Annotated in this window: 17 protein-coding genes; 8 read left to right on the forward strand and 9 right to left on the reverse strand. The window is 44.8% G+C overall.

The annotated features are described in order from the left end of the window. Nucleotides 1-99 precede the first annotated feature (99 nt). A complete protein-coding gene (locus DD657_RS04705; protein ID WP_287048732.1) occupies nt 100-1,335 on the reverse strand; it encodes a competence/damage-inducible protein A in 1,236 nt (411 codons plus the stop codon). 360 nt (nt 1,336-1,695) lie between these two features. Between DD657_RS04705 and DD657_RS04710 the strand changes: the two genes are divergently transcribed. After that, nucleotides 1,696-2,937: a M48 family metallopeptidase gene (locus DD657_RS04710; RefSeq protein WP_287048734.1), complete on the forward strand. Its 1,242-nt coding sequence runs from the start codon at nt 1,696-1,698 to the stop codon at nt 2,935-2,937. Here DD657_RS04710 and DD657_RS04715 read toward each other — a convergent pair. The 8 genes from DD657_RS04715 to DD657_RS04750 form a co-directional block, all read right to left on the reverse strand. Beyond that, a complete protein-coding gene (locus DD657_RS04715; RefSeq protein WP_287048736.1) occupies nt 2,915-4,405 on the reverse strand; it encodes a calcineurin-like phosphoesterase C-terminal domain-containing protein in 1,491 nt (496 codons plus the stop codon). The two genes, DD657_RS04710 and DD657_RS04715, sit on opposite strands and share 23 nt — an antisense overlap. A gap of 376 nt (nt 4,406-4,781) precedes the next feature. Next, a complete protein-coding gene (locus tag DD657_RS04720; RefSeq protein ID WP_068689226.1) occupies nt 4,782-5,771 on the reverse strand; it encodes an EamA family transporter in 990 nt (329 codons plus the stop codon). 186 nt (nt 5,772-5,957) lie between these two features. Then, nucleotides 5,958-7,568 carry a fumarate hydratase gene (locus DD657_RS04725; protein ID WP_287048738.1) on the reverse strand — a complete coding sequence of 537 codons (1,611 nt, stop codon included), beginning with the start codon at nt 7,566-7,568 and terminating at the stop codon, nt 5,958-5,960. Between the two features lie 216 nt (nt 7,569-7,784). Then, on the reverse strand, nt 7,785-8,708 hold the full coding sequence (miaA, locus tag DD657_RS04730) for a tRNA (adenosine(37)-N6)-dimethylallyltransferase MiaA (RefSeq protein ID WP_287048740.1): 924 nt from the start codon (nt 8,706-8,708) through the stop codon (nt 7,785-7,787). A gap of 87 nt (nt 8,709-8,795) precedes the next feature. Next, on the reverse strand, nt 8,796-9,404 hold the full coding sequence (locus DD657_RS04735; protein ID WP_287048742.1) for an IS1096 element passenger TnpR family protein: 609 nt from the start codon (nt 9,402-9,404) through the stop codon (nt 8,796-8,798). 13 nt (nt 9,405-9,417) lie between these two features. After that, the gene (locus tag DD657_RS04740) at nt 9,418-9,741 is read right to left on the reverse strand and encodes a CCC motif membrane protein (RefSeq protein WP_118773969.1); all 324 of its coding nucleotides are present in this window, start codon (nt 9,739-9,741) and stop codon (nt 9,418-9,420) included. A gap of 80 nt (nt 9,742-9,821) precedes the next feature. Next, the gene (locus DD657_RS04745) at nt 9,822-10,112 is read right to left on the reverse strand and encodes a DUF2752 domain-containing protein (protein ID WP_021988578.1); all 291 of its coding nucleotides are present in this window, start codon (nt 10,110-10,112) and stop codon (nt 9,822-9,824) included. Nucleotides 10,113-10,253: 141 nt separating this feature from the next. Beyond that, nucleotides 10,254-11,345 (reverse strand): pyridoxal-phosphate-dependent aminotransferase family protein, encoded by a 1,092-nt coding sequence (locus tag DD657_RS04750; protein ID WP_021988577.1) that lies wholly within the window; start codon nt 11,343-11,345, stop codon nt 10,254-10,256. A gap of 284 nt (nt 11,346-11,629) precedes the next feature. Between DD657_RS04750 and rsfS the strand changes: the two genes are divergently transcribed. The 7 genes from rsfS (at nt 11,630) to DD657_RS04785 (ending at nt 18,370) form a co-directional block, all read left to right on the forward strand. Further along, on the forward strand, nt 11,630-11,992 hold the full coding sequence (gene rsfS / locus DD657_RS04755; RefSeq protein WP_021988576.1) for a ribosome silencing factor: 363 nt from the start codon (nt 11,630-11,632) through the stop codon (nt 11,990-11,992). A 63-nt stretch (nt 11,993-12,055) separates the two neighbouring features. After that, the gene (gene ftsH, locus DD657_RS04760; RefSeq protein ID WP_068689220.1) at nt 12,056-14,068 is read left to right on the forward strand and encodes an ATP-dependent zinc metalloprotease FtsH; all 2,013 of its coding nucleotides are present in this window, start codon (nt 12,056-12,058) and stop codon (nt 14,066-14,068) included. 48 nt (nt 14,069-14,116) lie between these two features. Continuing rightward, on the forward strand, nt 14,117-14,323 hold the full coding sequence (locus DD657_RS04765; protein ID WP_118773981.1) for a putative signal transducing protein: 207 nt from the start codon (nt 14,117-14,119) through the stop codon (nt 14,321-14,323). Further along, nucleotides 14,316-15,125: a phosphatidate cytidylyltransferase gene (locus DD657_RS04770; protein WP_287048748.1), complete on the forward strand. Its 810-nt coding sequence runs from the start codon at nt 14,316-14,318 to the stop codon at nt 15,123-15,125. Before DD657_RS04765 ends, DD657_RS04770 begins: the two co-directional genes overlap by 8 nt. Before the next feature lie 98 nt (nt 15,126-15,223). Beyond that, nucleotides 15,224-15,895, forward strand: a complete 672-nt coding sequence (locus DD657_RS04775; RefSeq protein WP_021988572.1) for a phosphatidylserine decarboxylase family protein — start codon at nt 15,224-15,226, stop codon at nt 15,893-15,895. Nucleotides 15,896-15,933: 38 nt separating this feature from the next. Next, nucleotides 15,934-16,749, forward strand: a complete 816-nt coding sequence (gene panB / locus DD657_RS04780; protein ID WP_068689216.1) for a 3-methyl-2-oxobutanoate hydroxymethyltransferase — start codon at nt 15,934-15,936, stop codon at nt 16,747-16,749. 268 nt (nt 16,750-17,017) lie between these two features. Beyond that, entirely contained in the window at nt 17,018-18,370 is a 1,353-nt protein-coding gene (locus DD657_RS04785; protein WP_021988570.1) for an MATE family efflux transporter, read from the forward strand. Nucleotides 18,371-18,400 lie beyond the last annotated feature (30 nt).

The following is an 18,400-nucleotide window of genomic DNA, read 5'->3' on the forward strand; positions in this document are numbered from 1 at the left end:
TTTTAATGATTAGTTATTTTTCTGATTTACGCTATTCAACAGGCAATTGTTGTGCCATTCGGAAAATACTGACAGGATGACAGTCGCACTGATTTATTTTCAGGCTTCCTCCTGCACGGCCTCTGCAATCAACTCCAGTGCTTTTACCGCAGTCTTGGCAATATTGCGCTCCCGGGTAAAAGAAAATACAAACTTCCGGGCAAACGTTTTACAAGGAGTAGCCACGCCGATCCAAACCGTACCTACCGGTTTCTCCGGTGTTCCCCCGGCAGGCCCGGCAACTCCGGAGGTCGCAACGGCATAGTCCGCACCCATCACCCGCTTTACTCCCTCCGCCATCTGTTTCACAACTTCCCCGCTTACGGCCCCATATCGCTCTATATCGTTCATATCCACCCCTAACACCTTATTTTTCACCTCATTGGCATACGCAACTACGCTCCCTTTGAAATAATCCGAACTCCCCGCTACAGAAGTAATCAGATGAGCTATATATCCCCCCGTACAGCTCTCTGCCGTAGCAACCGTCAGATTCCTTTTGCGCAGACACTCCCCGAACTGCTTTTCCACAGAATCCGCTTCCCCCTCGGTATAGTACAAACCGGTAAGACTTTCCTTCAACGTTTCATAATACGCTTCCAGCTTTTCGACCGCTTTCCCTTTAGCCGTAATCCGCAGCTTAACCAAACCGGGAGAAGGCAGGTAAGCCAATCCCAGGCCTTCCGGCAAAGCCTCCTCCCAACTGCTCAGCCGTTCGGCCAATTCCGATTCCGGAATATCGTACACCTGCAACATCCGGTAAGCCAACTGCAAATGCGGATATCTCCTTTTCAACTCCGGAAGTACATACGTTTCCATCAGATGCTCCATTTCAAAAGGGACACCGGGCAAAGAAATCAAAGACTTCCATCCCCGCTCGAACCACATACCGGAAGCGGTTCCCTTAAAATTCCGCAGAACCCGGCAATTGTCCGGCAATACCGCCTGACTTTTATTGTTCTCATTCAAAGCAATTCCCCGGCCCCGTAACAATTCCTCCAACCACACCATAACTTCCGGATTTAACGTCAGCTTAGAACCGAAATACTCCGCCAGCACCTTTTTCGTTACATCATCCTTCGTCGGTCCCAACCCTCCGGTCACAATCACCAGCTCTGCCTCATTCATGGCATAGTCCACGGCTTCGTAAATCTCGTCCCGCCTATCGGCGACAGAACGCATCTCTGTAACCTCGATCCCGGCCAATGTCAGATGTCCCGCAATAAACCTGGAATTCGTATCCAGAATCTGACCCAGTAAAATTTCATCACCGATGGTAATAATAATCGCTTTCATAACTACTTCGTCTTAGCTGTTCCGTAAATCCGTATCCGCAAAAGGACCGGAAATTCACAAATCTGTTTTTAACCGAAACAAAACTACAACATTTTTCCCTCCGTTATCCATCTGCCAATCCCAAAATTCAAAACTTTTCTTTACCTCTATTTTCCGGCTTTTATTACCTTTGCAATGCCTTTGTTGCAAAAACAATACCGACAACGCATTTTAAATTTATGATTTACAATTGCTCAAAATTACACACTGGGACGGACTCATTGTGTAATTTTGAGGTATGGTCAAATAAATCCGACAACGAATTATTTTATCGGCTAATCTACAGTCTGAAATCATAAATTTAAAATTTACAACGAACCTATGAATAGTGAAACAATATATATCATCATCCTGCTGTTTTTATGTGCAGACTTTATCTTCGAAAGATTTTTAGAAGGATTGAATATACGGGCGATGTCACCCGTCCTACCGGAGAAATTAAAAGGTATTTACGACGAAAAAGAATACAAACGGTTTCAATCCTATAAAAAAGAAAACAACCGGTTCGGCCTGATCAGTTCCGCTTTTTCTTTTACCGTAACCGTCCTGTTTCTGGCAGCCGGAGGTTTCGGCCTGTACAACGACTGGATTGTAAGCCGCACCGACAGCATCCTCTGGCAAACCCTGTTCTTTATGCTGGGCTTGTCTGTGGTATCCACCCTGTTGGAAATGCCGTTCAGTTGGTATGCCACATTCCGGATAGAAGAAAAATACGGTTTTAATAAATCGACGCTCAACACCTGGATAACGGATGCGGTAAAAGGGGTATTTCTCTCATTGATCATCGGTGGACTCATTTTATCCGCCGTCGTCGGCTTTTATTTATGGACAGGAAGCCGGTTCTGGATATATGCCTGGGTATTGATCAGCTTATTCTCAATATTCATGGCCATGTTCTATTCCCGCCTGATTGTTCCTTTATTCAACAAACAATCCCCGCTGCAAGCCGGCAGTCTGCGGGATAAGATCGAGGCATTCGCATCCCGGACCGGTTTCCGGTTGAAAAATATCTATGTAATCGACGGATCGAAGCGATCGACAAAAGCCAATGCCTATTTTACCGGATTGGGGGCGGAAAAACGGATCGTCCTCTACGACACCCTGTTACAAGATCTGACAGAAGAAGAAATTGTAGCGGTACTGGCACACGAAATCGGACATTACCGCAAAAAACACACCCTGAAATTCATGTCCGCCTCCATTCTGCAAACCGGTTTCATGTTGTGGCTATTCTCCTTACTGGTTAATATACAGGCTTTTTCAGAAGCACTGGGGAGCGATCGGGCCTATTTCCAGCTGGGTCTGGTTACCTTCGCTATCCTGTACAGTCCGGTCAGTATGTTATTGGGAATATGCATGAATATCTGGTCCCGGAAAAATGAATACGAAGCAGACGCATTCGCAACCCGGCATAACGAAGGAGAAGCACTCGTCAGCGGATTGAAAAAAATATCGGTAAAATCCCTGAGCAACCTCACTCCTCATCCCTGGTATGAATTCGTATATTATTCCCACCCCTCGCTGCTGAAAAGGATAAAAGCTATCGAACGGACTGATCGTTGAGCCATTCCTCTACCTTCCGGGGTGTACCGGAATATACATTTCCGAAACGGTCGGTCGCCTCCACCCTGATCACTGCTCCGGCAGAACGGGGAATCGCAAAAAACAGATGTTCCGTCGGTTCAGCCCCGATATAATCGTATTTAAAACTCTTCCGGTGAGACACAACATAGCTGTCGATAACCGGATCAATACCGGTATAACGTTCCATCTCCCCCATTCTCTCCCCGTCCTCATACCAATATATCTTCCAGGACGGGTCATAATTCCACACATTTACAGTCAATGCTTCCGGTTTCAAATCATTTTCTCCGGCGGCATATGCCCTGAACTGATAAGAACGGTCATCTCCAACCGGCTTGAAATACCAGGAAATGCTGTCTCCGTCCATTTCATACACCGTATAACCGATGGGGGTACCGTCACCACACCACGGTGCCTGCCAAAACAGACCGCAGAGAGAGGCATGTACATGCTCGTACAAATTATCCGCTATCACATAATTTTCATGATAATGGGTATGTCCCGATAATATCTGTACCCGATAAGACTTCAACAAATCGTACAAATGAGCACGATTGTTAATCACCTGTGAAGTCCGTTCTTTCGCATAATTTCCACTCCGGGCCTCCCGGGAATAAGTCGGAATATGGGTCAATACCACCACCGGCGAACCTTCCGGAACCAATGCCAGATCCTGTTCCAACCATTCCAATTGCCTTTCAGCCAGATAACCGGTATATAAATAATCCTTTCCCAAAGCAAACACCCCGTCCAAAACAATATAATGTACTCTGCCCCGGTTAAAAGAATAGTAGGCCGGACCGAAATGAGCGGCATACATCGTCCTGGAACGCTCATTCGAACGTCCTCCCCTGTCCAGATCGTGATTACCGGCAGCATAGAAAAAAGGAATCTGCGTATGATACAGAATATGTTTCACCGCCCCGAAACATCCCGGATTCCGCTGTATATCCCCGATCACATCCCCCGCTACCATCCCATAAACCGGTATTTCCCCGTATTTACCGGCCACCCAACTCTGCATATCATCTGCAATCTTTTGCAAAGCCGGAAGCTCTTCATCGAAATACACCTGCGGGTCGGCAGCCACCACCACAACATGCCTGTCATCGTTCCTACCGCTTTTTTGCAGGTAAAAATCAAACTTCTGTTTCTTTGCAGCCTTGTTAATCCGCCGGAAAAAACAGGGTACTTCATCCTGCAACGGTACTTCATAACCGGCAGGCAAAGTGATATATACAAACTCTGCCGCTGTATTCCCCGGCAGCCGGTATCTCCCCCGGGCATCCGTCCTCACCACCGTATAACCGTCGGTTACAGCCACGCCCTCCACGCCGCGCCCTTCGGAAATAACACGGCCGGACAATTCCGGAAAAAACGCGGCCGGACAAACAGTACCCCAGCCCATCCATAAACACAAAAAAACAAACTTCTTAAAACACCACATGTCAGAATGTATATAGAGAGATTGTAGATTTTAGATTGTAGATTGTAGATTACACGATTATAGATTTCAGATTATCTGATAAAACGGTTGCCGATTTATTGAATCACAATTCAAAATTACACACTGGGACGGACTCATTGTGTAATTTTTACCTCAAAAACCTTCCAACCTCCATGCAAAAACACGAAAACAAAAACCTATACAAAGCACCCCAAACACCAATCGTAATCAAACTTATAGGTCAATCTAAAAATCAAGTTGCGGAATCTGCATAACCTACGGGCCCAATCTAAAATCAAAGTCTCCTTCATATTTTCTCGTAAAAATACAAAAGATTTAATATTAATAACCACATTTATTAAAAAAATTATTAACACTACTCGGTGATAAAATTTTTGGAAATCTCGGAGCGGGTCGTTTTGGAAGGTACGATAAGAATCAAAACTGAGCCCAGCAAAATAATACCGCCGATAAAAAAATCTTTTGTGCTCAATTCCGGTTTCATCGCAGCGTAAAAAAGAGCCGCCAACAACTCCAAAGTATAAGTCAGGATAGGTTGAAATACACGAAATGCCATAAAGGTTTCTGACTTTGTCCACTTTAATGCAGCATAAAACCAATAAACCGAAGCGGAGTTCAGAAAAAAACCGGCTAAACAACCGCTGATTACGGTTTCAGGATTCAGCATTTCCGTCATTTGAGGCAAATAATTCAAAAAAAAGAACAGTTTCGGTAAACTCTCTCCGAACAAAAAAGTGATACCTGCGATCCCGAAAAAGAAAACAATAAGAACCGTACCCCCGACAAACATCGTATATCCGGAAATACCGCATTTTTGACGAACGGTGGTTTCCGGACTTTTACGGGAAGTCTGTTCCACAACGATAGAACGGATACAACTCGCAGTGGCTGCAAGCAATATCAATACAGCCGTCGGGATTCTCACAGCTGTCGGTAAAGAATAAATCAACAGTAAAAAACCGATAAGAATTACAGCAATCCCCCAATATTCCCGTTTGTGAGGAACCCGTTTAAAAAACAGATAAGCCATCAGATAAGTAAGCACAACCTCTATATTAATCAACAAACTCGTTTCCGTCGTCGTGATGTATAAATAGGTCGAAATCATAAAAAAACTCTTGGTCATCTGCATCGTTGTATAGAGCCAGGAATAATGCACTCCGCTCTTCCAATTTTCCGGATTTACCCGTTCCCGGATCAAGAGCAAAGCCACACCTCCCGAAAAAATAAGAAAAGACGTAAACACAAGCACATTAATACCGTACTTCGATACGCAATAGCGATTGACCACCCCCATCAGTGCCCATGTCAATACTGTAGCTAATGCAAATAAAGCGCCTTTCATTATCCGGTACGATTCGACGATGTGTTGTTCTATATGCGCATATGTACGGAAAGGGACTGATTTTGTTCCGGCATCAGCCCGTTACAGAAGGAATAAATTCACTCACGGACAAAAATCCGATACTCCTGAATAAAAAAGAGCCTGACTAGATATATAGCCAGGCCCTCTTATTCAATTAAGCTTCGATTAATGTGCCCATTCGGCAAAAAAATCGTTGCCTTTATCGTCGACGATAATAAAAGCCGGGAAATTTTCCACCCGGATCTTACGTACGGCTTCCATACCCAATTCTTCGAAATCAACCACCTCTACAGACTTAATGCTGTTTTTAGCCAAAATAGCTGCCGGACCACCGATAGAACCCAGATAGAAACCTCCGTGCTTCTGACAGGCATCGGTAACGGCTTTCGAACGGTTGCCTTTGGCTACCATAATCATAGAACCGCCCATAGACTGGAACAGATCTACATAAGGATCCATTCGCCCGGCTGTCGTCGGTCCGAAACTACCGGAAGGCATCCCTTGCGGCGTTTTAGCCGGTCCTGCATAATATACCGGATGTTTCTTAAAATACTCGGGCATCGGCTTGCCTTCATCTATCATCTGTTTGATACGTGCATGAGCGATATCCCGGGCAACGATCAACGTACCCGACAAATTCAGACGGGTCTTAACCGGATATTTAGTCAGTTCTTTCAACACATTTTCCATCGGCTGATCCAAATCGATATTTACTGCAGGCGCCAAAGCCGGCGTTTCAGCCGGTAAAAACCGGGCCGGATTCTTCTCCAATTGTTCCAGGAAAATACCGTCTTCTGTAACCTTCGCCTTGATATTCCGGTCTGCACTACAACTTACCCCAATACCGACCGGACAGGATGCAGCATGACGCAGCAAACGGATCACCCGGACATCGTGTACCCAATATTTACCTCCGAATTGAGCGCCGATCCCTTTTTGCTGGCATATTTTCTGAATTCTTGCTTCCCATTCTAAATCCCGGAATGCACGTCCGCCCTCATTACCGGAAGTGGGCAAATGATCGTAATATCCGGCAGATGCCTTTTTCACCGTAGCCAGACAAGCTTCAGCGGATGTACCGCCGATAACCACTGCCAAATGATAAGGAGGACATGCGGATGTACCGAGATCAAGTACTTTTTCCGCAATAAACTTCGTCAATGTCTCTTCATTCAATAAGGCTTTGGTCTGCTGATACAAAAAAGTTTTATTAGCAGAACCTCCCCCTTTTGTCATAAATAAAAATTTATAGGCATTCCCCTGGGTAGCATACAAATCGATTTGTGCCGGTAAATTCGTCCCGGTATTCTTCTCTTCCGTCATCGTAAAAGGCACTACCTGGGAATAACGCAAATTACGGTCGCGGTAAGTTTCAAAAACCCCTTTACTGATAGCCTCTGCATCATTATATCCGGTATATACGTCCTGACCCTTCATACCGATACAAATTGCCGTGCCCGTATCCTGACAAGTAGGAAGCTGACCTTCCGCAGAAACAACCTGATTCAATAACAACGTATGAGCGACAAATTTATCATTATCGCTGGCTTCCGGGTCTTTTAAAATATCGGCCAGCTTCTGCAAATGAGAAGCACGCAGATAAAAGGAAACATCCGCATACGCCTCACGGGCTAATAATTCCAGTCCTTCTTTTTCAATTTTCAAAATTTTCCGCCCGTCACAATCCACGGTTTTCACATAATCTTTCGTCAACAAACGATACTCGGTCGTATCCTTTTCGATCGGAAACGGCTCCTGATACTTGAACTCTGCCATCTTATATAAGTTTTAAATTACAACTACTCGGTCACTACCGCTATTCGGCAACGAAATTAAGATTAATAAGTGAAAATATCTAACGTTTTTAAAGAAAAAATTCTGTAATTACACAACGAAAAGAAAACACCGGATTTTCCCCGCCCGCCCTTTCTGAATCCGGAACTACAAATCCTTATAAACCTTACATCCCGACAATTAATCACCGATCAAAAATTACACAATGAGTCCGTCCCAGTGTGTAATTTTACTTTCGACAAATGTCAGTATCTGCTCTTTTTCTTCCGGATAAAACCAGGAAATATCTGCGTCCCTTCGGAACCAGGAAAGTTGTTTTTTGGCATACCGCCGCGAATTGCGTTTGATCAGACGTACCGCTTCGTCATAGTCTGTTTCCCCTTCAAAATAATCGAAAAATTCCTTATATCCGACCGTATTCAAAGGATTCAGATTCCGGTACGGCAAAAGGGCCCGGGCTTCTTCTTCCAGGCCTTCCGCCAGCATCATGTCCACCCGTTTATCAATCCGATCGTACAATTCCTGTTTATCCCGGTTCAAGCCGATCCTGATGATCCGGAATCCCCGGTCTTTAGGGGTGTTGGTACGCAGCGAAGAATAGGGTTTTCCCGCCATCAGACATACTTCCACGGCATGCAGCACCCGTTTGGCATTATTCAAATCGACAACCTCATAAAACACCGGATCCAGGCTTTTCAACATCGTCTGTATAGCAGCCAATCCTTCCTCTGCATACCGTTGCATCAAATCCTCCCGGAGTTTCGGGTCTATCGTCGGTATATCGTCTATGCCTTTACACACGGCATCGATATACATCATCGAACCGCCGACCATCAGGACGACATCCCTTGTCCGGTGTAATTCATGGATTTTTGCCAAAGCCTGTTGCTCAAATTGCCAGGAATTATAATAGTCGTGCACAGACAGCGTATGTATAAAAAAATGAGGTACGGCTGTCAGCTGTTTTTTCTCCGGAACCGCAGTACCGATCCGCATTTCCCTGTACATCTGCCTGGAATCACAGGACAGAATCGAAGTCCCGAAATGCCGGGCCAAATCAATACTCAAATCCGTTTTTCCGACCCCGGTCGGCCCCAGCAATACGATCAGTGTTTTTTCCATACCAGCTTATTAAACGAAAAAGGCCGGAAGACCAAAGCAAACCGTCCGGTCTCCTCTGGCCTTTCGACCTCTCCGTGTTTTTCCGAATTACAATTTATCGATATAGTCGTCTATACTTTCATACCGGTCGTCGTATCTCCCTTCATCTTCAAACTCATCATCATCACGACCGAACTCGTCATCCTCGTCGCGATAATCGTCCGAATCATTGGAAAACTCTTCCATAAAACTATCGTCATACTCTTCTTCCGGTTTGTCGAATCCCCATTTTTCCTCACCTTCAAACTCCATCTGTTCCGGAATATCACCATCACAATAGATACATACCGGCAACACATCGGCAGAATCCGCGATATATTCCCCGGCGTATTCTACCCGGAAATAACGATTATTGAAAAAATCGAAAACATACTCCAATTCAATACAGTTGGCATTGACAATCTCCTGTATCTCCGTCACGTCCATAACCAACGTATCCGTTTCCTCATCTTCGGTAGACATATCCATAAGGGCAATTTCCTTCACCCGGTTGCCCATTCTGTCCAAGGTGTAAAACGAAGCCATTTGCGACCCGTCATACCCCAACACTTCTATAATTTTATCGTGAAATTGCTGAAAAGTCTGCTTTCCACCCATAGCAATCTCACATCTGAAATCCGAACTGTTCGGTAAACTGATTTCAAACCTGTAGTTCATAATGAGTCAATATTTATAGTCCGCAGCTTGCACCAATTCCAGCCGCAATAATTCCACACACCACTAAAATAACGACAAAGAAAACAAGCACAGCAATACAGATACCGATAATACCACATATCCGTCCTGCATTGACATTCTTGTATGAAACCGGAGTATAGGCCTCCGGATCAGCCTGATACAAGCGGCGAGGCGTTCCGGATAATGCCACGGCAATAATTCCTAAAATCAATCCGACAATTCCGTAGCACCAGCAGAAAACCAATGAAAGTATTCCCAATACCAATACGGCTGTGGAATTCGGTAAATCTTTTTTATTCTGATCAATAATTTCCATAAGATTAAGTTATTTATGATTTAAATTCAAAAACGATCAAACTGTGAATCAATCATTTCCCTTTCAAACATCCAAATATCTCAAGTGATTGTTAATTTTAGCAAATATGAAATTAAAATTATTCCCAAACAAACAAATCCGCTAGTTTTTATCCATCCGGAAGTAATTTTTTTCACTCCCGTTACTTTCAATAAAGCCAATATTAAAAACAACATCAACGGCAATAATGCCGGATAGGTGGTAATCGAAGCCCATAATTCTCCTTTCAGCAAAAGGATCAAAGCCCTCTGCATACCGCATCCCGGACATTCTATTCCGGTCAGTGATTTAATCCAGCAGGACAATTGATGTGCCTCCAACCATTCGAGCATACAATACGTCAATACAATTAGAACTGTTACATTCAAAATACCACAACCACACCCTTTTTACGTTCGGTAAAAGCTAAAATTCCAAATTCCGGAAACGTGCTTCCCCAAACCACTGTAGATCTGTTCCCTCCCAAGCGTAAATCAAAAATCCAAAACAGTTTTCTCCAAAACATCCATCGCCTCCTTTACCAGCTGCATATCAGCCTGGGCACCCATATGTCCGATCCGGAATACTTTTCCTGCCAGACAACCGTAGTTTCCTCCCACAACAAGTCCTTCCTCTCTTAAAGCTGCATCCAGTTTTTTCCAGGACACACCTTTCGGAACATATAAAGCCGTTACTGTGGGCGACAGGATGGCATCCGCAGCAGGAAACAACGTCAATCCCATCTGCAAAGCCCGTTCCCGGCAATAAGCCGCCACTTTTTCGTGCCGGTTGATTACCCTGGTCAATCCTTCATCCAATATCAGGCGGCACGCGGCATGCAACTGTGCCGTTCCATGCCAGTAGGGCGTATAAGGAAAATACCGGTTTCGTACAGCCTCCCGGAAAGGCATAAGTGCATCGTAACCGACATAGCCGGTCTCCTCTATAATCTCCCAAGCCCGCTCACTGACGGATAAAAATGCCATATTCGCCGGCGCCGACAAACATTTCTGGGAAGCTCCCAAACACAAATCGACATGCCATTTATCTGTTTCGACCACACTCCCACCGAGTCCGGACACCGCATCCACATACAACAGCGGGACATTGTACTTTTCTTTCAAATCCCCGATACGTCCGACCGGATTCAGCGTACCGCTAGGAGTCTCGCTTTGTACCATCGTAATCATTTTCGGGCAGAACTCCCGGATAGCCCTTTCTACCGTTTCAAAATCAGTAATCGATTCATCGAAGGAAAAACCGACAGTACGCACCTCACATCCCAGTGACTCCGCCATTTCTCCGATTCCATAACCGAACAGCCCGGTCGATAAAGCCAATACTTTATCTCCCGGTTGTAAACAACTCTTCAATGCACCCCATAAAGCAAGCATCCCTTCTCCCGTCTGTATCACAACCGAATTCCGGGTACGCATAATCTTTTGCAATGCTTTTTCGGTTGCTTTATATAAATCGATATATTCTTTTTCTAAATCTGCCGATCCGTAATTAACGACTGCGGCATCCAATATCTGCTGTGGTACCGACACGGGGCCGGGAACCATCGGAAGTCTGTATTTTTCCATATCATCATTTATTTTAGATACACAAATTTAGATTTTCTTTTGCAATATAGTCGCAAAAGCCCTGAAAAGTTATTGTCTGTCCCTAAAAAACAAGCGAAGTTTATGCGATCTTTACTTTATCCCCCGGATAGAGGCAACCGACAAAAAAATATTCCGTAATAATCTGTCTAAAGGATAGTCTGAAGGCAGAGACTTTATAGATATCCCACTTTTTGCCGCTTTGTTTTTACTTTTAAGTATAAAAAATTATATATTTGTAACCTTAAAAACGGGACGTTTACTATATGAATAAACCGGAAGAATTAGTAAATAAAATAATAGAAAGTCTGGACGAAAACAAAGGACATCAAATTGTAAAAATTGATTTAAGAAAGATTGAAAACTGTTTTTGTAGTTTCTTCGTAATATGTCATGGAACCTCCAATACCCATGTATCCGCATTAGCAGACGGCGTAGAGGATAAAGTTCAGGAAGATTTGCATGAGAAACCTTTCCACACGGAAGGCCGGGAGCAAGCACAATGGATCATTGTCGATTACGGGGATGTCATTGTACATGTTTTCCAGAAAGAACAACGGGATTATTATCAACTGGAAGACTTTTGGGGAGACGGCATAAAAGAAGAAATCAACAACTCGGAACAATAATAAAAACAAAAAAGTAATAAAACAGGCCGGGTATTCCGGCCGTTTGTGAAGCGACTGAAACATATGGCAGAGAACAAAAAAAACAATAAAGAGAACTTCAATTTTCCCCCTGTCGGTGGCGGCGGAAAAAATATAAAAGCTCCGAAAGTCGGAGGATATTGGTTATATCTCATCATAGCACTTATCATTGTCGGGTTTAATTTCCTCAACCTGCAAACCGAACCGGTGAAAACCAACTGGCAGGAAGTAAAAACCAAAATGCTGGAAAAGGGGGACATCGAAAAATTCGTTGTCATCACCAATAAGGGACAGGTGAACGTATTCCTAAAACCGAATAAAATCGAGGATTATTCCCAACTGAAATCCAAAGGATTCAAAAACTCGAGTCCCGGTCCCCAATTCACATTTGCGATCGGTTCACTGGAAGGATTCGAGAAAAATGTAGCCGAAGCCCAGAAAGATATTCCGGGAGCGGCTAACACCACCATAGAATATGAAAAAGAATACGACGGTTGGGGAGATATTTTATCCTTCCTTTTCCCGTTGGCTCTATTGGTATTCATTTGGATGTTTTTCTTCCGGCGGATGAGCAAAGGCAGCGGTGGCCCCGGCGGAGGCATATTTAATGTCGGCAAGTCCCAGGCCAAACTATTCGATAAAGAATCGAATATCAAAGTTACCTTTAAAGATGTTGCCGGATTGGCAGAGGCCAAGCAGGAAGTGGAAGAAATCGTATCTTTCCTGAAAAGTCCGGACAAATATACCAAGTTAGGAGGAAAAATTCCGAAGGGAGCCTTACTGGTAGGTCCTCCGGGAACCGGAAAGACATTGATGGCCAAAGCAATGGCAGGAGAGGCAAACGTACCTTTTTTCTCCATGTCAGGTTCTGACTTTGTGGAAATGTTCGTCGGTGTAGGAGCATCCCGTGTACGCGACCTTTTCAAACAAGCCAAAGAAAAAGCACCGTGTATCATTTTCATCGACGAAATTGATGCCATCGGCCGGGCCCGCGGTAAAAACCCCAATATGGGTTCCAACGACGAACGGGAAAACACGCTGAACCAATTGCTTACCGAAATGGATGGCTTCGAAACCAATTCAGGGGTTATCATTCTGGCAGCAACCAACCGGGCAGACATTCTGGACAGCGCATTGCTGCGTGCCGGACGGTTCGACCGCCAGATTTATGTTGACCTGCCCGAATTAAAAGACCGCGAAGCGATATTTAAAGTACATCTGAAACCGCTGAAACTGGCAGAAGATGTGGACGTCGATTTTCTGGCCAAGCAAACGCCGGGCTTCTCGGGTGCCGACATTGCCAATGTAGCCAATGAAGCCGCTCTGATTGCCGCCCGTAAAAATAAAAATGCCGTTGAAAAACAAGATTTCCTGGATGCCATCGACCGTATTGTCGGAGGTTTGGAAAACCGCAGCAAAGTAATTAAATCCAGCGAAAGAAAGGCCATTGCCTACCACGAAGCCGGCCACGCAACGGTATCCTGGTTATTGGAACATGCTCATCCCCTGCTCAAAGTGACAATTGTTCCGAGAGGGAAAGCCTTGGGAGCTGCCTGGTATTTACCGCAGGAAAGGCAAATCACCACCAAAACCCAATTACTCGACCAAATGTGTTCTGTATTGGGAGGACGGGCTGCCGAAGAACTGGTATTCGGACAAATCTCTACCGGAGCGCAAAACGATCTGGAAAAAGCAACGAAACAAGCTTACGCCATGGTAAGCATCTTCGGTATGAGCGATAAAATCGGCAACCTGAGCTATTACGATTCGTCAGGACAGAGTGATTTCAGTTTCACCAAGCCCTATTCGGAAAAAACAGCCGAATTGATCGACGCCGAAGTCAAAGAAATGGTGGAAGCAGCCTATGTCCGTGCCAAACAACTCTTATCCGACCATCTGGAACAGCACAGGGAGGTGGCCGAGTTACTCATTGAAAGAGAAGTTATTTTCAGCGACGACCTCGAGCGTATACTCGGTAAACGTCCCTGGAAAGACGAAGAAGATGAAAAAGACGGTTCCGGCGAAGAAGCAACGGAACAGCCACAGGGAGAACAATAACACATAACCGGTGACTTTGTGCCGCCGGTTATACAAATACCCGACCGTATGAACAATTGGATATCCATCTTCGAAACGGATCAGCTTTACAAAGCAGAATTAGTAAAAAGTGTATTGTGCGATAATGGTGTAGAAGCGGTTATACTGAATCAGAAAGATTCTTCTTATAACACATTCGGAACCATACAGGTTATGGTAAGCCGCGATCATAAAGATCAGGCCGAAGAAATCATAAAATCCATTCATTGTGAGTAATTTCGTCAAACGCGCTATCAGCGGTTTATTTTTTGTTGTCATTCTGACCGGTTGCATTTTTCTGCACCCGCTTTGTTTTTTTGTTTTGTTTTTTATCATCAACATACTGGGATTACGCGAGTTTTCCATGATGGCCAGACGAATGAATGTCGACATCAATCTACCGATGCTTTTAATCTGCGGCAGCATTCTGTTTACAGCCGGATTCTTACACAAATACCTGGGCAACAGAGACGGTTATCTTTATTTCTTCATAGCCACCTTTGTATTGAGTATCTGGGAATTATACCGTAAAAAAGGCAACTCTTTTCAGAATCTTTCTTTCTCCTATTACGGCTTGCTTTATTTGAGCCTGCCTTTTACCCTGTTGATCTACCTGCCTTATATGACCAATGACGAATGGCGTCCGGAGATCATCTTCTTTCCCTTTCTGCTCGTCTGGTTCAACGATACTTTCGCATTCCTGCTCGGCTCACAATTCGGACGACACAAACTATTCCCGAGGATATCTCCCAAAAAATCCTGGGAAGGAGCGATAGGCGGCGGAATATGTACGATTCTGGCAGCCCTGTTCATCGCGCCCTATATCGAAGGACTAACCATATACAGCAATATGGTCATAGCTGCTATTGTCGTTGTATTCGGTATTTTCGGAGACTTACTCGAATCCATGTTCAAAAGAAGTATCGAAATCAAAGATTCCGGAAACATCATGCCCGGTCACGGCGGCATACTCGACCGTTTTGACGCAGTTCTGTTTGTCATACCGGCCATATTCGTATACCTGGAATTCGTATATTAAATAACCGGAACCGAAGTTTCTTTTTGCCCCGGCTTTTTGACTTTTGACTTTTTATAGTACCTTTGTCAGCCGTATATTAATCACTTAAATAGAAAAAAATGACACTTCATAAAGCAGGTTACTCTTTATTACTGAAGATATTGGCTTTTCTGGTGATCTTGAATTGCATTACCTTCTATTTTATCGACAACACAATTGTCACCTATATCATATTGGGAATATCCTGCATACTCTACCTTTGGGCGATCAACTTTTTCCGGTTTCCGAACAGGCATATCATTATTGACGACAACACGATACTGGCCCCTGCCGACGGTAAAATCGTAGTGATCGAAGAAACCGAAGAACCGGAATATTTCAAAGACCGCCGGTTACAGGTATCCATTTTTATGAATATCTTCAATGTACATATCAACTGGTTTCCCGTTAACGGAATCGTAAAATATTTCAAATACCACAAAGGTAACTTTGCAGCGGCCTACCTGCCGAAGTCTTCCACTGAAAACGAGCGGACGAGCATTGTCATCGAAACCGGTGACGGACAGGAAATCTTAATGCGTCAGATAGCCGGAGCTATGGCCCGGCGGATTGTATCCTATGCACCTGTAGGTGAAATTTCCCGACAGGATAAACACGCCGGATTTATCAAATTCGGATCCCGTGTCGACCTCTTCCTGCCCCTCGGCACACAAATCGAGGTCAGACTCGGACAGAAAACAGTCGGTTCACAAACGATCATCGGAAGATTTAGTAAAACAAATCAAAAGTAAGACCGGAGAAATCATCCGATCGTTAAACAATTTCAGCTATGTCAGTAGAATCTAAAGCAAAAATTGTAACTACCCACGTTTTATACGAAATGAAACAAAGGGGAGAAAAAATAAGTATGCTCACCGCCTATGATTATTCTATGGCACGCATTGTCGATGCTGCCGGAATAGATGTCATTCTGGTAGGCGACTCGGCTTCCAATGTAATGGCCGGTAACGAAACGACCCTGCCCATTACCCTCGACCAGATGATTTACCACGGTGCCTCTGTAGTAAAAGGTGTAAAAAGGGCCCTGGTCGTCGTCGACATGCCTTTCGGCAGCTACCAGGGCAACAGCAAAGAAGCCCTTTGTTCTGCCATCCGGATCATGAAAGAAACGGCAGCCGATGCCGTAAAGCTCGAAGGCGGTATTGAAGTTGTCGAATCCATCAAACGCATACTTTCAGCCGGCATACCGGTTATGGGACACCTGGGACTGACCCCACAAAGTATCCATAAATTCGGTACCTATTCCGTTCGGGCCAAAGAACAGGCCGAAGCCCAGAAGCTGATCGAAGACGCTCATTTACTGGAAGAAGCAGGCTGCTTCGGTATTGTGCTTGAAAAAATACCGGCAGCCCTGGCCGAACAGGTGGCCCGCGAATTATCCATTCCGATAATCGGTATCGGTGCCGGTAACGGAGTAGACGGACAGGTACTGGTCATCCACGACATGCTCGGTATCAACAAAGAATTTTCGCCCCGTTTTTTACGCCGTTACCTCAATCTTTTTGACGAAATGACCGAAGCCGTCGGACGTTATGCTGCCGATGTGAAAAGCGGTGATTTCCCGAATGAAAAAGAACAATACTAGCGTTGCGACCCTTTAAATATTTTCAGGGCTGTTGCCCTCTTTATTTACGATCGATACACAATTGGAACGAAAATTGCTGTCATCTACCGTAAATCAAAAACTTAAATAAAGCCTCCGGATCCGTAAAATCTTATGGATATCAACGACTTTATATACGAAGTTAGTATATACACAATTTAAAATTACTATATATTCCGGTGCCCCGTTAACCGGTCGGCAGCAAAACCTGTATCCTCACCGGAAAGATAAATGTATCGTAACTCATAATATGGACAGAGCGGTAAAAAACATAAAAGAAATGGAAGAAATGGGCATACGTCGCCTGTTGTGGAAATATTTTCTTCCGGCTTTTACAGGAGTACTCGTCAACGCATTGTACAACATCGTCGACCGTATATTTATCGGTCGCGGCGTCGATGCTCTGGCTCTTTCCGGACTCAGTGCCGTCTTTCCCCTGATGCTGATTATCTTTGCCTTCGCTATGCTCGTCGCCATCGGAGCCAATGTCCGCATTTCCATCAATATGGGAAAAAGAGACTACAAACGCGCCGAATGGGTTCTGGGAAATGCCGTCACATTGGGTATAATCATTTCCATTCTGCTGACCCTATTCGGATACATATACCGGTATCCCCTGCTGAAAATTTTCGGAGCAGGAGAAGGAGCCATGCCCTATGCACTGGAATATTTCGAATACATCCTATTCGCCAATATCTTCGCCAACATCGGATTTATCCTGAACAATGCCTGCCGGGCCGAAGGCAATCCGAAAACCGCGATGTATTCCCTCTTTATTTCTGCCGGTACCAACACGGTACTCGACCCGATTTTCATTTTCGGTTTCGGTATGGGGGTAAAAGGTGCCGCCATCGCCACCATCATTTCCCAATTCGTACTCTGTATATGGGTAGTAGCCCATTTCTACAGCAAACGCTCTACCCTTAAACTGCATTTCAGTAACCTGCGTCTGAACAGCCACATCATATACAACATCATCACCATCGGCTTCGCGCCCTTCTCCATGCAAATGGCGGCCAGTGCCGTGCAAGCCGTGCTAAACACCCAATTGATCCGCTACGGGGGAGAACTGGCTGTCGGAGCAATGGGCATCATCAACAGTGTAGGTCAATTGCTGGTTATGAGCATCATAGCCATCAATATGGCATCACAACCCATCATCGGATTTAACTTCGGAGCCGAGCAGTACAAACGGGTCAAAGAAACCCTGCTCATCTGTATCTATGCCGCCACATTCATTTCCTTCGGCGGATTTGCACTCACACAGCTATTGCCCGGAGAGATTGTCCGGATTTTCAATACCAATAACCCGGAACTATTCGAACTCGGACGGAAAGGCTTGCGGATATTTACGCTCTTTTTTCCGGTCGTTGGTTTTCAAATCATTATCGGCAGCTACTATCAATCCATCGGTAAGGCAGGCATCGCCGCTTTTCTCTCCCTGCTTCGCCAGGTGATTATCCTGATACCGATCCTATACCTGCTTCCCCGATTTTATCACCTCGACGGAGTATGGTTTGCCAATCCTATCTCCGACCTGCTGGCCGGAGCCATCAGTTCCATATTCCTGATAAAAGCATTGAAAAAACTCAACAAAGCCTGATTTTCAAAAATAAAACGGCTGCCTGGAAAT

This window comes from Culturomica sp., assembly GCF_003524185.1.
Lineage (GTDB): Bacteria > Bacteroidota > Bacteroidia > Bacteroidales > Marinifilaceae > Culturomica > Culturomica massiliensis.

What these genes read in the sequence shown, in the direction of transcription:
- DD657_RS04705 (WP_287048732.1), bottom strand. Translation starts at nt 1,335, where the DNA reads ATGAAAGCGATTATTATTACCATCGGTGATGAAATTTTACTGGGTCAG.
- DD657_RS04710 (WP_287048734.1), top strand. Translation starts at nt 1,696, where the DNA reads ATGAATAGTGAAACAATATATATCATCATCCTGCTGTTTTTATGTGCA.
- DD657_RS04715 (WP_287048736.1), bottom strand. Translation starts at nt 4,405, where the DNA reads ATGTGGTGTTTTAAGAAGTTTGTTTTTTTGTGTTTATGGATGGGCTGG.
- DD657_RS04720 (WP_068689226.1), bottom strand. Translation starts at nt 5,771, where the DNA reads ATGAAAGGCGCTTTATTTGCATTAGCTACAGTATTGACATGGGCACTG.
- DD657_RS04725 (WP_287048738.1), bottom strand. Translation starts at nt 7,568, where the DNA reads ATGGCAGAGTTCAAGTATCAGGAGCCGTTTCCGATCGAAAAGGATACG.
- miaA (WP_287048740.1), bottom strand. Translation starts at nt 8,708, where the DNA reads ATGGAAAAAACACTGATCGTATTGCTGGGGCCGACCGGGGTCGGAAAA.
- DD657_RS04735 (WP_287048742.1), bottom strand. Translation starts at nt 9,404, where the DNA reads ATGAACTACAGGTTTGAAATCAGTTTACCGAACAGTTCGGATTTCAGA.
- DD657_RS04740 (WP_118773969.1), bottom strand. Translation starts at nt 9,741, where the DNA reads ATGGAAATTATTGATCAGAATAAAAAAGATTTACCGAATTCCACAGCC.
- DD657_RS04745 (WP_021988578.1), bottom strand. Translation starts at nt 10,112, where the DNA reads ATGCTCGAATGGTTGGAGGCACATCAATTGTCCTGCTGGATTAAATCA.
- DD657_RS04750 (WP_021988577.1), bottom strand. Translation starts at nt 11,345, where the DNA reads ATGGAAAAATACAGACTTCCGATGGTTCCCGGCCCCGTGTCGGTACCA.
- rsfS (WP_021988576.1), top strand. Translation starts at nt 11,630, where the DNA reads ATGAATAAACCGGAAGAATTAGTAAATAAAATAATAGAAAGTCTGGAC.
- ftsH (WP_068689220.1), top strand. Translation starts at nt 12,056, where the DNA reads ATGGCAGAGAACAAAAAAAACAATAAAGAGAACTTCAATTTTCCCCCT.
- DD657_RS04765 (WP_118773981.1), top strand. Translation starts at nt 14,117, where the DNA reads ATGAACAATTGGATATCCATCTTCGAAACGGATCAGCTTTACAAAGCA.
- DD657_RS04775 (WP_021988572.1), top strand. Translation starts at nt 15,224, where the DNA reads ATGACACTTCATAAAGCAGGTTACTCTTTATTACTGAAGATATTGGCT.
- panB (WP_068689216.1), top strand. Translation starts at nt 15,934, where the DNA reads ATGTCAGTAGAATCTAAAGCAAAAATTGTAACTACCCACGTTTTATAC.
- DD657_RS04785 (WP_021988570.1), top strand. Translation starts at nt 17,018, where the DNA reads ATGGACAGAGCGGTAAAAAACATAAAAGAAATGGAAGAAATGGGCATA.